Raw genomic sequence first — 13,083 nt, forward strand, 5'->3', positions numbered from 1 at the left:
CCAGGCTGAGCCTGCAATCGTGCGCCCTCAACCGATCCCGTTCCGGGCGGTCCGCGCACCGGGTACGGCGGTCAATCAACGTCGACAGTTCAGACTGTCATAGATCGTCGATGTGTCGACCTTGGGCAGCTCAGACGCAACGATCCGAACCGTATCCGCAAGCAAGGCGTGCAAGCCCGGTGCTCCTTGAGCAGGACCCGTACCCAACGCCGCGAACAGTCGGTCACCGAAGTCAGCCGGTGCACGAGTGAAGCGATCAGCCAGCTGCCGTGACCACTTGAACGGCGGATGCTCGATATAGATCCGGTTGACGGCACACAGTGTGCCGAGGAGCACGTCGGTGACATCAGAGCAGGCACGATGCAGCATGGCCAGGTCGTCGCGCTCGACCAGCGCCGGCCAAAGCCGCCAATGCCTGAGCCGATCCGGGGTCAGGAAACCGGCAGCGGTGACCACCGCCAGACCGCGCGGGTAGGTTCCGGCGCTGCGCCAGTCTGCGACCCGCGCTTCGCCGTAGAGAACACTTCACCTTCCTGGATTGCCGACATCCGCATCTGACGGACCAAGTACAGGTCGCGCGGTGCGGCAAGCGAGGCGATCCAGCGATCGACCTCGTCGGCCGCGAATCCGCTCACGGTCACGTCGACCCCGAGAACCCGAACGTCCTCGGACCACTCGCCATCGTCGGCGTCGTAGGGCCACAGGCTCGTGACGTCGCCCTTCAATGCCGAGGCTGGGGCCTTTCGCTGGGCATCTGACGGCTGCCTCTGCCAATCGATATCGAGCTCGACATCGGAGACCTCATCGCCCCTGCCACGGCCGAGTGAACCTCCCAGCACCACCGCTGACACGTTCCCCATGGCGACGTACCGGTCGGCCAATCGTCGCGCGACATGTCGTTTGTCCACCAGGCGAACCTATCCACCTGAAGAGATCCAACCGCCCACGGCGGATCTCGATCAGCGCGGCCGAGGATCCGAGTCTGGTCTCCGGAGATCAGACGGCTGGCGCCCATGAACGTACGGCGCATTAGGATCGGCACGGAATTCTGTTTGCGGACGCGCAGACCCATCTGGGCAACATGCCTCAGTGGCCGTAACGACGTTCCTGGACGACCTATCCCTCGACGGCATGCTTGCAGCGATCGCCAACGAACCCGCCGCAGGCACACTTGATGTATCTGCAGCGATCCGGCGCGAGGGCTGGGAGAGCGTCGTCCTCGAAACACCAGACTGGATCATCCGGTTCCCACGCCATCACGACACTGCCAGGTTCGAAACCGAACTCGCCGTCCTGACCCATATCCGCGGACGCCTTCCGGTCCAGACACCCGACGTGGTCTGGACCGGCGACCACACCTTCTGCATGGCCTACCCCAAGATCACCGGCACCGACTTCAACCCACGCCAATGGCATACCGCAACCGCAGCGGAACGCCGGCGACTCATCGGCTCACTCGCCGACCTACTCAACACCTGGCCGGATGCGTTCACTACCGCCGACATCCTGCAACTGGGCATCTCTTCAATCGGCGGGACTCCCTACAAAGAACAATTAGCCTCAACACTGGCCAACTTCCCTGCAGCGATACACCCCAGCATCGAGAAGCTGCTGACCATCTACAGCGACCTTTACGACCAAGAACTGGCAGCGACCGGTGAGCGCGTGCTGCATGGCGACTTCCACCTGGGCAACATGGTGCTCGACGGGCCTTGCGGAGCCGTGACCGGGCTCTGGGACTTCTCCTGCGTTTCGACCGGCGCACTCACCTGGGACCTGCACTATCTCGCCGGCGAGGTCAGCGCCCCAGCCGACGACCCTGCGCCACCAGGGTCCGGACCACACCTGGACCTCCTACGCGGCGTGCTCGACCGGCTGTCAAACGTCAGCACCTCACCCGAAACGATCCTTCTGCTCTCTGATCTGATGCAGTGCGCCGAATGGATCGGCGACCACGATCCGCAGGCGTCGCTCCTCTGGCAGCGCTGGCTCAAGCAACTCCAAACCCGATAAGCCGATCGCCAGCAGCCCATCCAGCGGCAGCCACCAAAACACGGTCACGCCTGATCACCCGAATGGTATCGGTCACCGGCACAGCTGCTGGATCAGCGTCGCGGGACTCAGGCCCATTGACGCCTGGCGTTGATCTGCTCCTTGGCACGAATCGCTTCGGCGAGGTCGATGTCGAGGCGATTCGCAATGGTCGCCAGGACGATGAGGATGTCAGCCATCTCGTGGGCAGGATTCTCCTGGTGCGCAGCCACAACATCCATGCTGACGCCGGTTGTCTTGCGGACCGACCTGAACAGCTCGCCTACCTCCTCACCGAGCAACAGACACTTTTGAAGAACGCTGTCGCCAGTGAACCCACGATCCTGCTCGAGCTTCTTCACGTAGTCCTGGAACTGAGCGAACGTCATGGATCCCGCCGTCAGCGACGGCCCTCCGTCATTGATACCCACGCTGAGTGACCTTACTGACGGCACATCTGACCACGCCCGCGATCGGTTCCACGACGGGACTGTAATTTTAACGGTGTAACTCCTGAGACGAAGGAGACACCTGTGACTGACGTGACGAGTAGGGATGTGGCTGCTGCTGACGGGCAGGAGCTGTCGGCCAGCGATCAGCAGCTGGTGCGCGAGCTGACCGATCGGGCCCGGGCCAACGGGTTGCAGCTGACCGGTCAGGGCGGCTTGCTGGGCCGGCTGACGAAGATGATCGTCGAGGGCGCCCTGGAGGGTGAGATGGATGATCACCTGGGGTATGCCAAGCATGATCCGGTCGGCCGGGACGGCGGTAACTCCCGCAACGGCTACCGGGCCAAGACGCTGTTGACCGAAGCCGGGCCGGTTGATGTTTCGGTGCCGCGGGACCGGGACGGCAGTTTCGAGCCGACGATCGTGGCGAAGCGGCAGCGGCGACTGTCTGGGGTGGAGGACCTAGTGATCTCGCTGTCGGCGAAGGGACTCACGACCGGGGAGATTTCGGCGCACCTCGCCGAGGTGTATGGGGCGGAGGTGTCGAAACAGACGATCTCGACGATCACCGACCGGGTGATGGAGGGGCTGGCCGCCTGGCAGTCTCGTCCGTTGGACCCGGTGTATGCGGTGCTGTTCATCGACGCGATCCAGGTCAAGATCCGGGAGGGTGAGGTCTGCAACCGGCCGATCTACCTGGCCCTGGGTGTCACCGCCGACGGTGAGCGTGACGTGCTCGGCCTGTGGGCCGGTGAGCACGGCGACGGGGAAGGTGCCAAGTACTGGCTGCGAGTGCTGACCGAGATCAAGAATCGTGGCACCAACGATGTGTGCATGCTGGTCTGCGACGGGCTGACCGGACTCCCTGACGCGGTGTCGGCGGTGTGGGACAAGACGATCGTGCAGACCTGCATCGTGCATCTGCTGCGGAACTCGTTCAAATACGCCTCGAAGAAGGACTGGGGGTCGGTCGCCAAGGACCTGAAACCGGTGTATACCGCCGCCTCCGAGGCCGAAGCGCTGGACCGGTTCGCCGACTTCAGCTCCAAGTGGGAGAAGCGTTACCCGGCGATCATCCGGCTGTGGACCAACGCTTGGGCAGAGTTCGTCCCATTCCTGCAGTTCGACCGCGAAATCCGCACCGTGATCTGCACGACGAATGCGATCGAGTCGATCAACGCCCGACTCCGGCGAGCGGTCAATGCCCGCGGTCATTTCCCCACCGAGCAGGCAGCGCTGAAGTGCCTGTACCTGGCGATCATGAGTCTCGATCCGACCGGCCGAGGACGCAAACGCTGGACCAACCGATGGAAGGCAGCACTCAACGCCTTCGACATCACCTTCGACGGACGCCTATCCGCCGGACGCAACTAACAAGATCAAAAATCAGTTACACCGAAAACTTGACAGACCCTCCACGACGGTGAGTTGCGGGTGCGTGACGTCACTGGGGAGTCGCGGAGTTCCTGTGCGGGCGCATGGCTTCCAGGAGTTCTGCGGCGGGATCGGGCTTTCGACGCTCAAGGAGTGCTGCCATGAGATGCCTGGGCTCGGCGGTTCGTACGCGTTCGGTTGCCGCGAGGTCCACGGCTCGGGCGATTACTGCCCGCAGGCCGGAAGTGAGTGGTGCGTGACCGGAGACGCGACGGACGATCGGGCCGGGAAGCTGGGCGAGGTTGAGGCCGATGCCGGCAAGTGCCTGCCGGTCGAGATCTTGTGCCGTTGCGCGGGCATGCTCGACGTCCACGCCGAGACTGCCGGCGATGGCCGAGTCATGAAGGAGTCCGAGCAGCAGGTGGTTCGTCCCGATCCGTCGGTCTCCTTGGCGAGCGGCCTCCTCGGCGGCGTTCGAGAGGGCGGCTTTGGCGGACTTGGACATCGGTCCGAACATGTTGGTCTACTTCCCGTATTTGGCGTGGATCGCCTGTCGGGACACCCCGAGCGCGTCTCCGATCTGCTCCCACGACCAGCCCTGTTCCCTGGCCAGACGGACCTGATGGACCTCGACCTGTTCGGCCAGTCGGCGGAGCGCGCCGACCGCCCGCAGGCCAATTGCGGGATCGGTGGAACGGATCCGATCGTTCAGACCATCACTGTCGACCACGCTGTCAGTCTGGCTTGACAGAGGCCCGACTGTCAAGCCAGACTGACACGCGAAAGGGCGTCAGTCTGGCCTGACAGGCCACAGGAGATTCTATTGATCAACAAGCAGCCGGTCGTCCGGGTAGGCAACCTCCGGATGCGGTACGGAAACCGCGATGTGCTCGCCGGTGTGAGCTTCGATGTGCACTCGGGCGAGACGCTGGTGATCCTGGGGCCGAACGGTGCAGGAAAGACGACCACGATCGAGATCCTCGAAGGATTCCGCCGGCGCTCATCAGGTGAAGTCCGCGTGCTGGGCGTGGATCCAGACCACGCAGACGAGGGTTGGCGGGCCGACATCGGCGTCGTGCTGCAGTCCTGGCGTGACCACGGCAAGTGGCGAGTCGGGGAGTTTCTCGCCTATCAGGGTTCGTACTACACCCCCTTCTCCTCAGCCTCGACCCGACGGCCGTGGCCGGTCCATGACCTCCTTGAGGCAGTGGGACTGGCCGATCAGATCAACACTCCGATCGGGCGACTGTCCGGAGGTCAGCGCCGGCGGCTCGATATCGCCGTCGGGCTGGTCGGGCGTCCGGCGCTGATCCTCCTGGACGAGCCCACGGCAGGGCTGGACCCGGAGGCGCGCTCGGAGTTCCATCGCATCATCCACACGGCCGGCACTCGGTCGGACACAACAGTCCTGCTCACCACCCACGACCTCGACGAGGCCGAGATACTGGCCAGTCGGGTCCTGATCCTGGCCGGCGGCTCGATCATCGCCGATGGCACCCCGCAGGAACTTGCCCGCCAGATCGCGGGAACCGACGAGGTGCGATGGACCGAGAACGGAGTCCCGCACGCCCGCTCAGTTGCCGAGTCCACCGGCTTCGTACGGGAACTCTTCCGTCAGAACGGGAACGCCATCGCCGACCTCGAGGTGCATCGCGCATCCCTGGAGGACGCCTATTTCGCTCTCGTACGCGAAGCCGAGGCAACCCGTACCGAACCAGTCGAACCGAACGCAGCATGACCACGATCGCCGCTCGGTCGGGCATTCGTGCCGGCCTCATCGAGCTACGCCAAAGCTTCACCGGGACAGCGCTCATCGGACAACTCTTCTGGCCCGTCGCCACCCTCGTCACCATCTGGCTGCTTCGCCGCCTACAAGTGGCAGGCACCGGCCTTGGACCGCTGATCCTGCCCAGCACGGTAGGGATGTTCGTCGCTCTTGGCATGCTGCTGACCGCCCAGCAACTCGCGGCCGACCGCGAGGATGGCACCCTGCTGCGCGCCAAGGCGACCCCCAACGGGATCCGCGGCTATCTCATCGGCAAGTTCGCCAACGTATCCGCAACCGTGCTCGCCTACCTGATCATCCTGCTGCTACCCGGCGCTCTGATCATCGGAGGCCTTTCAATCACCCCCAGCAGATTGCTGACCCTGTCCTGGGTGCTCGCCCTCGGACTCATCGCGACCCAGGCCATCGGCGCCGTCTTGGGCGCCCTCGTCCAAAGTTCACGAAGCGCCGGAATTCTGTCCCTCCCCCTGATCGGGCTGATTGCCATCTCGGGCATCTTCTACCCCATCACCGCCCTGCCCGCCTGGATCCAAACCATCGGCCAGATCTTCCCTGTCTACTGGCTCGGCCTCGGCATGCGCTCCGCCCTGCTCCCCGGGGCCGCGAACGCCATCGAAATCGGCTCGACGTGGAGACACCTTCAGACCGCGGCCGTTCTCGGTGCCTGGACAGTTGCCGGCCTGGCCATTGCGCCCATCGTCCTGCGACGCATGGCGCGAAAGGAATCCGGATCACGCGTTGCACAACAACGCGAACGCCTCCAGGGGCGGGTCGGTTAGCGGTCACCCCGCAAGGAGATATCGCCACAGTGCACCACTGCGCCGCAAGGAATCGCTGTGCGATCACGTGTGAAGTGAGCGAGCAGACTGAATGTCCGCAGTCAGCCTCCGCACGCATTGATCCAGCGACAGCTGGCTCGCGTCGAGAAGCACATCGGCGGAGATTCGGGCCTTTTCCAGCGACCATTCTCGGTAACGCTCGGCAAGCCAGTCGCGATCGCGAGACGATCCTCGGGTTGGGTCCGCCTGCGCACGTGGCAGCGCAGCTTCGAACGGGGTCGTCATGGCCACCGTGATCATCGCAGCGGCCGGGGGTACGTGGTCGAGCAGGAGCGACACCTCGTCCTGACTCGATATCCCCTCAGCAATGACGCAGGTCAGATCAGCACGAGCCCACGCTCCAGCGACCATCGCAAAGATGCGTGCCGCGGTGTCCCAGCTCGGCAGGGACGGAAGAGCCATCTCGGCAATCTGGTCAAGCTCGACCAGAGCCACACGTTCGCCTTCCCGCCGCAACTCTTCGCTGAGTGCACCCGCGACCGTGCTCTTACCTGACGCCTGTGGTCCAGTGAAGGCAACGAACGCCATCGGCAGCGCATCCAACGTCACCGCAAGTTACTCCATGATCGACTTGAGGGACTCCAGGTCGACCAGGACCGCGGCGCAGTCGTTGTCGAAGTCCTCCTGGCTGGTGTCGCGACGACGGACACTGAAGATCACTTCGCTGCTGCCGCCGCTGGCGACCACCCGCATCGGGTTGTACGTCCTGGTGCCGTCGGGCGTGATCACGTCATGATCAAGAACGCCGAATTCGTTCCTGGGCGCGAACACGATCTCGATCCGGCCCATCGGTGAGTCGGCGACGACTTGACCGTCCTCGATCCGGATGCCGGAGGCGAGACCGGCTGCCCAGTGCGGCAGGTTGTTCGGATCGGACGCGTAGTCGTACACCTCGGCGACCGGACGATCGATGAACACGCTGACGTGTCTGGATTGCTGCTGCATGACCAGCATTCTCATCCGACTCGGCCCTGTGACGCCAGCGTGCCTGCCGGTGATGATCAGTTCATCTTCCGGCTGATCCGGCCCGCATCGGACCCGTGACCGCCGACGAAGGTCATCGGATCGCCGGCACCGAGATCATCCACGCCGGCGGTCTCCAGCGCGCCGATCGCCAGCGTCCGGCGTACGGCGGAGAAGGTCAGCACGTGCGCGAGCACGCCGGCATAGCTGAAGGTCTGCGGCGGTTCGCAGGTCGCGTCGATGAACGTCTCCGCTGCCCGCCCCTCGGCAAAGATCTGCTCCATCAGCGTACGGAATGCCGGGCCGACCCGATCGAGCCGTGCCCGCAGCCCCGCGGGGCTGTTGTCGGACGGGTATTCGATCTCGGTCGCGTGATCGAACACGGCCAGCCACATCTCCAGCTGGGAGACCAGCCGAGTGACGACCGATCGTAGGGTCGGATCGGCGTCGATGCCCTCGACCGACAACTCGATCGGCCGGTCCAGAACCTCGGGTTCGACACCGGCCAGCCGATCGACGATCTCGCCGGTGAGCCAGAGATGATGATCAAGCATCCGCAGTAGAACGTCCATGGTCGTTCTCCCTTCAGTGGCCGGGAGGCGTAGTGCTCCCGGCGGGTGGAAATGGATACCGCTCGGCGCCGGCAGTCCGGCCGCCGCGTTCGGCAGCCGACGGAACTGAGACGGCGAACACCCGTAAGCCCGTACGAAGGCCCGGGTGAAGGCCTCCGGCGCCTCGTAGCCGGCGTCGAAAGCGATGTCGATGACCGCGACCGAACCGGTACTCAGCTGATGCGCCGCCCGCTCCAGCAACACCCGTCGGCGGAATCGCCCGGGCGGTTCGCCCAAGGCGGCCGCTGCCAGCCGGTCGAAGTGGAATCGGGACAGGTGGGCGCGTCGGGCCAGCGCGTCGCCGTCGGTTCCGGGTTCGTCGAGACTCTGCTCGACCAACTCCAGGATCTCGGCCAGCCGGTCCGTTGCGGTCATGTCTCGATCGTCACACCGGCCGCTGCGTTTGTCCTGACAGTTCTTGCGCATCCACGGATCCGTTCCACGCCAGACGCGGGACGCATCTCGGCGTGGACCGGCGACGGGATCGATTACGATCCGCGGTGATGAGACTGCATCGCGAGGGGTCCCTGTTCCGTGACGAACACGGACGGCAGCGGATCCTGCACGGCGTCAACCTGGTGGCCAAGGGGGAACGATCGGCCCGTGGCGCGGACGCATTCGCCGGCAACTGGACCGCAGCCGATCTGGCCGATCTGGCCGCTCGCGGGTTGACCGTGATCCGGCTGGGAGTGATCTGGGCTGCGGTGGAACCGCAGCCGTCGCAGTACGACGAGACCTACCTGGGTTGGCTTTCCGAGCAACTGGACCTGTGCGCCGCGGCCGGACTGTCGGTGCTGCTGGATGCGCATCAGGATCTCTACTCGCAGTCCTTCGGCGACGGCGCCCCGGACTGGGCGACACTGACCGAGCATCGGTTCGACCCTTCAGGGCTGTGGAGCGACGGCTACCTGACCAGCCCTGCCGTCCAGCAGGCGCTGGACGGATTCTGGACCAATCAGCAGGCGGCCGACGGCATCGGCGTCGGTGATCATTTCGCCGCGATGTGGGCGATGCTGGCAGGGCGCTTCGGCAACCACCCGGCGGTCATCGGCTACGACCTGTTGAACGAACCGACGCCGGGTCGGCAGGCGCCGATGATCTTCGGCGCGATGATTTCCGCACTCGCCGAGGAGGTCGGCATGTCGGCCGACCAGCTCGCCGCCGACTTCGCCGATCCGTCGCTGCGGGTCGAACGGCTGAGCCTGCTGGACGACCGCGAGCGGCACTACCGGATCGGCGATCAGGTCGCCGGTCTGCTCGCCGACTTCGAGACGACCATGATCAGTCCGATGATGGCGCGCGTTGTCGCCGCGATCCGAGAAGTTGATCACGAGAAGCTGATCATGCGCGAGCACAGCTACTTCGCCAACAGCGGCGTACCCGCAGGGATACAGCCGCCTCCGACCGCGACGTGGGCGTACTCTCCGCACGGCTACGACCTGACCGTCGACATCGACCCACCGGCGTCCAGCAATCGCCGGGCGGAAACGATCTTCCTGCGTGCACGTGAGACCCAACGACAGCTCGACGTGCCGGTGCTGGTCGGCGAATGGGGTGCCTTCGGCGGTGCTGCCGGGATCGAAGATCACGGACGATTCCTGCTCGATCTGTTCGACCGCTGGCAGTGGAGTTGGACCTACTGGTGTTGGGAACCGGACTTCGCCAGCACCGAGGCAGCGGCCGTGCTGACCAGACCGCGACCGCTCGCCTTCGCCGGCACCGCCGAGTCGTACGCGGTCGACGATGATCATTTCGCTGCGACCTGGCAGGGCGCCGACCTGGACGCACCGACCCTGTTCTGGTTGCCGGCCGGCTGGGCCGACGCGCGGGTCGAGCTACGCCGCGACGGTCAGCCGACCCGCCCGGACCAACTGGGCCGGGAAGGATCACTGGTGCAGGTCGCGCCCGGACGCGGCACCTTCGAACTGAGGGTCGACTGCGGCCGCTGAGCTGACCGACCGAGCAACGCAGTCGGGGCAAAGACCCCAGTAGGTGACCTCGGCCTCGTCGACCACGAATCCGTACGTCTGCTGCGGTACGGCGCAGGGCATCGAGCCGACCGCGCAGGGCACGTCGACGATCGCACCGCAGCTGCGGCAGACGATGTGATGGTGGTTGTCGCCGGCGTTGATCTCGAACAGCATCGACGACCCGGCGGGTTCGATCCGGCGCAGGATCTGGTGTTCGGTGAGAGTGTTCAGCGCGTCGTAGACGGCCTGGGTGGAAACGGTGCCGATCTTGGCCCGGACCCGGTCCGACACCTGGTCGGCGGCCAGGTGGGAGTTGTCCCGCACCGCATCGAGCACGGCCAACCGCGGCTGGGTGACGCGCAGGCCGGCTTGGCGCAGCCGCTCGCGCCAGTCGTCCTGCGCAGCCGGAGCCTCGGTAACGGTCATGCCGACGATTCAAGCACCTTGTCTGGAATGACTCAAGAAATGACCGCGCGGCGCGCTCTCGCCGACCAAAGTCCCGTCTTCTCAACCGAAGCTGAGCCGGGGCACATACCTCGGCCAGGCTTCGTTGATCGGATGAGGTCAGCGCGCTGACACTGGGGGCATCATGAGCATCGGACACCACTTGGGCCGGCGGATCTTCGCCGATCGCCGTCGTCATCGGCTGCTGCGGCGGGTCCCGAGCGAACGCGAACGCAGCTGCCCGGCCTGCGGCGGCGACGGCATCATCCGGGAGGACTCGCACGACGGTTCGGGACGGACGTCGGTCTGGCGCACCTGCCCGGTCTGCGATCGCGGCGACCAGGCGTAACCGGTCCAGCCCCCACTCTGCGGTCCTTCGGCGCGGCTGCACTTCCATCGCGAAGTGCAGCCGTTACGCTGCCCGGTGTCCGTCTGCAGCGACGAATACTCACCGTGGAGTTGCCCATGTCTGTACGCGATCTGTTCGATCTGACCGATCGGAAGGCACTGGTCGTCGGTGCCGGCAGCGGCCTCGGCCGGGCATCGGCGATCGGTTTGGCCGACTTCGGTGCGGCGGTGATCGCCGCCGATCTGGACGCGGCGGCTGCCGACGAGACGGCCAAGATCATCGCCGCCGCCGGCAACACCGCATCGTCGATGGTGTTGGACGTCACCGACACCGCGGCGGCCAACGCGGCCGCGACCGAACACCCGGACACCGAGATCCTGGTGGTGACGCCGGGCTACAACGTACGCCGCCGGTTGCTGGACACCACCGACCTCGACTTCGATCGGGTGATCGACATCAACCTCAAGGGCAGCTACCGGCTGATGCGCGCCTTCGGCGCCACCATGGCCGCCCGCGGCAAGGGCTCGATCATCACCTTCGCCAGCTTCCGAGCCCAGGTGATCGAACCCGGCCAGGGACTGTACGCGGCCACCAAGGCCGGCGTCGTGCAACTGACCAAGACGATGGCCGCCGAACTCGGCCCGGCCGGTGTACGCGTCAACGCCGTCCTGCCGGGTACCTTCGAGACGCCGCTGACCGCGCAGATCAAGTCCGATCACGACTGGTGGGGCGCGTACGAGCAGAAGTCGATCTTGAAACGATGGGCGCAACCGGAGGAGATCGCCGGCGCGATCGTCTTCCTGGCCAGCGATGCGTCCAGCTATGTGACGGGATCGACGCAACTGGTCGACGGCGGCTGGACCGCCGCCGACGGCCGCTTCGAACCGACCGTTTAGGAGGTCACGATGTCGGACTCCGATGCGACCCAGAGCCGGACGACCGACGAGGCCGACGGCGCCCTGCGCAAGCGGGTCTTGAAGAAGGTCGCCTGGCGACTGTCGCCGTTCCTCGGCCTGCTGTACTTCATCAACTACCTCGACCGGACCAACATCGCCTTCGCCGCCCCGCACGGGATGAACGAGGCACTCGGCCTGACCAAGGCGATGTTCGGGCTGGCCCCCGGGCTCTTCTTCATCGGCTACTTGATCTTGGAAGTGCCGTCTAACCTGATGTTGCACAAGGTCGGCGCCCGTCGTTGGATCGCCCGGATCATGGTGTCCTGGGGCATCGTCGCCTCCGCGATCGCGTTCGTGCCCAACGCCGGAACCCTTTACCTGCTGCGATTCCTGCTCGGTATCGCCGAAGCCGGCTTCTTCCCCGGCATCATCCTCTACCTGACCTTCTGGTTCCCGAAGAACGAACGCGCCAAGGCGGTTGCGCTGTTCATGCTGGCCGTGCCGCTGTCCAGCGTGATCGGCTCGCCGCTGTCGGCAGCGCTGATCTCGGCCGGCCACCAGGTGCTGTTCGGGCTGGACGGCTGGCGATTCATGTTCCTGGTCGAGGGGATTCCGGCGATCATCGTCGGCGTCATCTGCTGGTGGTATCTGACCGATCGGCCGCGCGACGCCAAATGGCTGGAGCCGGCGGAGCGGGACTGGCTGCAGCACGAGATGGACACCGAGGACGCGGCCACCTCGAACACGTACCACTATCCGTTGAAGAAGGCGCTGACCAATCCGCGGATCCTGGCGCTGGCCTTCGTCTACTTCGGCGTGGTGTACGGCCTGTACGCGGTCGGCTTCTTCCTGCCGACCATCGTGGCCGGCTTCGAGCAGACCTTCCACACCGACTACACGGTCTTCCAACAAGGCCTGATTGTGGCCATCCCGTACGTGTTCGGTTGCTTTGCGATGTTCTTCTGGGCCCGGCACGGCGACCGGACCCGAGAACGCGTGTGGCACATGGCCATCCCGGCGATCATCGGCGGCATCGCGATCCCGATCGCGCTGTATCTTCAGTCGCCGTTCACCACGATGATCGCGGTGACGATCTGCGCGATGGGCATCTGTGCGGCGCTGCCGAGCTTCTGGCCCTTGCCGACCACGTTCCTGACCGGCGCAGCCGCAGCCGGCGGGATCGCGTTGATCAACGCACTCGGCAACCTGGCCGGGTTCGCCGGCCCGTACATCACCGGTTGGCTGACCGACCTGACCGGCAGCGAACGCGCCGGACTCTGGGTGGTCGGTGCGGTGATGGTCGCGGCCGGCATCGTCGCCGTGCTGCTGCGAGCAGCCCCGAAACCGGACGAGCAGGCGTTGCCCTGAGAC

At 65.3% G+C, this 13,083-nt stretch carries 17 protein-coding genes; 8 read left to right on the forward strand and 9 right to left on the reverse strand.

The features are described from left to right. Positions 1 to 75: 75 nt before the first annotated feature. Positions 76 to 456: a hypothetical protein gene (locus tag FOE78_RS19425; RefSeq protein ID WP_143987746.1), complete on the reverse strand. Its 381-nt coding sequence runs from the start codon at positions 454 to 456 to the stop codon at positions 76 to 78. Beyond that, positions 432 to 908: a hypothetical protein gene (locus FOE78_RS19430; RefSeq protein ID WP_143987747.1), complete on the reverse strand. Its 477-nt coding sequence runs from the start codon at positions 906 to 908 to the stop codon at positions 432 to 434. The genes FOE78_RS19425 and FOE78_RS19430 overlap by 25 nt, the downstream gene beginning before the upstream one ends. 181 nt (positions 909 to 1,089) lie before the next feature. Between FOE78_RS19430 and FOE78_RS19435 the strand changes: the two genes are divergently transcribed. After that, the gene (locus FOE78_RS19435; protein WP_143987748.1) at positions 1,090 to 2,013 is read left to right on the forward strand and encodes an aminoglycoside phosphotransferase family protein; all 924 of its coding nucleotides are present in this window, start codon (positions 1,090 to 1,092) and stop codon (positions 2,011 to 2,013) included. A 107-nt stretch (positions 2,014 to 2,120) separates the two neighbouring features. On the opposite strand, the gene FOE78_RS19440 is transcribed toward FOE78_RS19435, so the two are convergent. After that, entirely contained in the window at positions 2,121 to 2,462 is a 342-nt protein-coding gene (locus tag FOE78_RS19440) for a MazG nucleotide pyrophosphohydrolase domain-containing protein (RefSeq protein ID WP_210414678.1), read from the reverse strand. 150 nt (positions 2,463 to 2,612) lie between these two features. Here FOE78_RS19440 and FOE78_RS19445 point away from each other — a divergent pair, with 150 nt between their 5' ends. Further along, the gene (locus FOE78_RS19445; RefSeq protein WP_168207653.1) at positions 2,613 to 3,854 is read left to right on the forward strand and encodes an IS256 family transposase; all 1,242 of its coding nucleotides are present in this window, start codon (positions 2,613 to 2,615) and stop codon (positions 3,852 to 3,854) included. Positions 3,855 to 3,924: 70 nt separating this feature from the next. Here the strand turns inward: FOE78_RS19445 and FOE78_RS24600 are convergent, their stop codons facing one another. Further along, the gene (locus tag FOE78_RS24600; protein WP_143987749.1) at positions 3,925 to 4,371 is read right to left on the reverse strand and encodes a Clp protease N-terminal domain-containing protein; all 447 of its coding nucleotides are present in this window, start codon (positions 4,369 to 4,371) and stop codon (positions 3,925 to 3,927) included. Positions 4,372 to 4,377: 6 nt separating this feature from the next. Continuing rightward, positions 4,378 to 4,584, reverse strand: coding sequence for a helix-turn-helix domain-containing protein (locus FOE78_RS24605; RefSeq protein WP_143987750.1), 207 nt, complete (start codon positions 4,582 to 4,584; stop codon positions 4,378 to 4,380). A gap of 93 nt (positions 4,585 to 4,677) precedes the next feature. On the opposite strand from FOE78_RS24605, the gene FOE78_RS19460 reads away from it, so the two are divergent. Beyond that, positions 4,678 to 5,592: an ABC transporter ATP-binding protein gene (locus FOE78_RS19460; RefSeq protein WP_228265899.1), complete on the forward strand. Its 915-nt coding sequence runs from the start codon at positions 4,678 to 4,680 to the stop codon at positions 5,590 to 5,592. After that, positions 5,589 to 6,419 (forward strand): ABC transporter permease, encoded by an 831-nt coding sequence (locus tag FOE78_RS19465; protein ID WP_143987751.1) that lies wholly within the window; start codon positions 5,589 to 5,591, stop codon positions 6,417 to 6,419. The genes FOE78_RS19460 and FOE78_RS19465 overlap by 4 nt, the downstream gene beginning before the upstream one ends. A gap of 63 nt (positions 6,420 to 6,482) precedes the next feature. On the opposite strand, the gene FOE78_RS19470 is transcribed toward FOE78_RS19465, so the two are convergent. From FOE78_RS19470 to FOE78_RS19480, 3 genes are read right to left on the reverse strand one after another with little or no spacing between them, the layout of a single operon-like run. Next, on the reverse strand, positions 6,483 to 7,028 hold the full coding sequence (locus FOE78_RS19470; protein WP_143987752.1) for an adenylyl-sulfate kinase: 546 nt from the start codon (positions 7,026 to 7,028) through the stop codon (positions 6,483 to 6,485). Positions 7,029 to 7,034: 6 nt separating this feature from the next. After that, positions 7,035 to 7,424: an SRPBCC family protein gene (locus FOE78_RS19475; protein ID WP_210414680.1), complete on the reverse strand. Its 390-nt coding sequence runs from the start codon at positions 7,422 to 7,424 to the stop codon at positions 7,035 to 7,037. Between the two features lie 56 nt (positions 7,425 to 7,480). Continuing rightward, entirely contained in the window at positions 7,481 to 8,428 is a 948-nt protein-coding gene (locus FOE78_RS19480; RefSeq protein WP_143987753.1) for a helix-turn-helix domain-containing protein, read from the reverse strand. 128 nt (positions 8,429 to 8,556) lie between these two features. Here FOE78_RS19480 and FOE78_RS19485 point away from each other — a divergent pair, with 128 nt between their 5' ends. Continuing rightward, positions 8,557 to 10,002 (forward strand): glycoside hydrolase family 5 protein, encoded by a 1,446-nt coding sequence (locus FOE78_RS19485; protein WP_143987754.1) that lies wholly within the window; start codon positions 8,557 to 8,559, stop codon positions 10,000 to 10,002. Here FOE78_RS19485 and FOE78_RS19490 read toward each other — a convergent pair. Next, positions 9,940 to 10,449 carry a Fur family transcriptional regulator gene (locus tag FOE78_RS19490; RefSeq protein ID WP_143987755.1) on the reverse strand — a complete coding sequence of 170 codons (510 nt, stop codon included), beginning with the start codon at positions 10,447 to 10,449 and terminating at the stop codon, positions 9,940 to 9,942. The two genes, FOE78_RS19485 and FOE78_RS19490, sit on opposite strands and share 63 nt — an antisense overlap. Positions 10,450 to 10,612: 163 nt before the next feature. Between FOE78_RS19490 and FOE78_RS19495 the strand changes: the two genes are divergently transcribed. From FOE78_RS19495 to FOE78_RS19505, 3 genes are all read left to right on the forward strand, one after another. Continuing rightward, on the forward strand, positions 10,613 to 10,816 hold the full coding sequence (locus tag FOE78_RS19495; protein ID WP_143987756.1) for a hypothetical protein: 204 nt from the start codon (positions 10,613 to 10,615) through the stop codon (positions 10,814 to 10,816). 116 nt (positions 10,817 to 10,932) lie between these two features. Next, positions 10,933 to 11,712 carry an SDR family NAD(P)-dependent oxidoreductase gene (locus FOE78_RS19500; protein WP_210414681.1) on the forward strand — a complete coding sequence of 260 codons (780 nt, stop codon included), beginning with the start codon at positions 10,933 to 10,935 and terminating at the stop codon, positions 11,710 to 11,712. Between the two features lie 9 nt (positions 11,713 to 11,721). Beyond that, positions 11,722 to 13,080, forward strand: coding sequence for an MFS transporter (locus FOE78_RS19505; protein WP_143987757.1), 1,359 nt, complete (start codon positions 11,722 to 11,724; stop codon positions 13,078 to 13,080). Positions 13,081 to 13,083: the final 3 nt, after the last annotated feature.

The sequence above is a fragment of the Microlunatus elymi genome (genome assembly GCF_007362775.1).
Taxonomy (GTDB): domain Bacteria; phylum Actinomycetota; class Actinomycetes; order Propionibacteriales; family Propionibacteriaceae; genus Microlunatus; species Microlunatus elymi.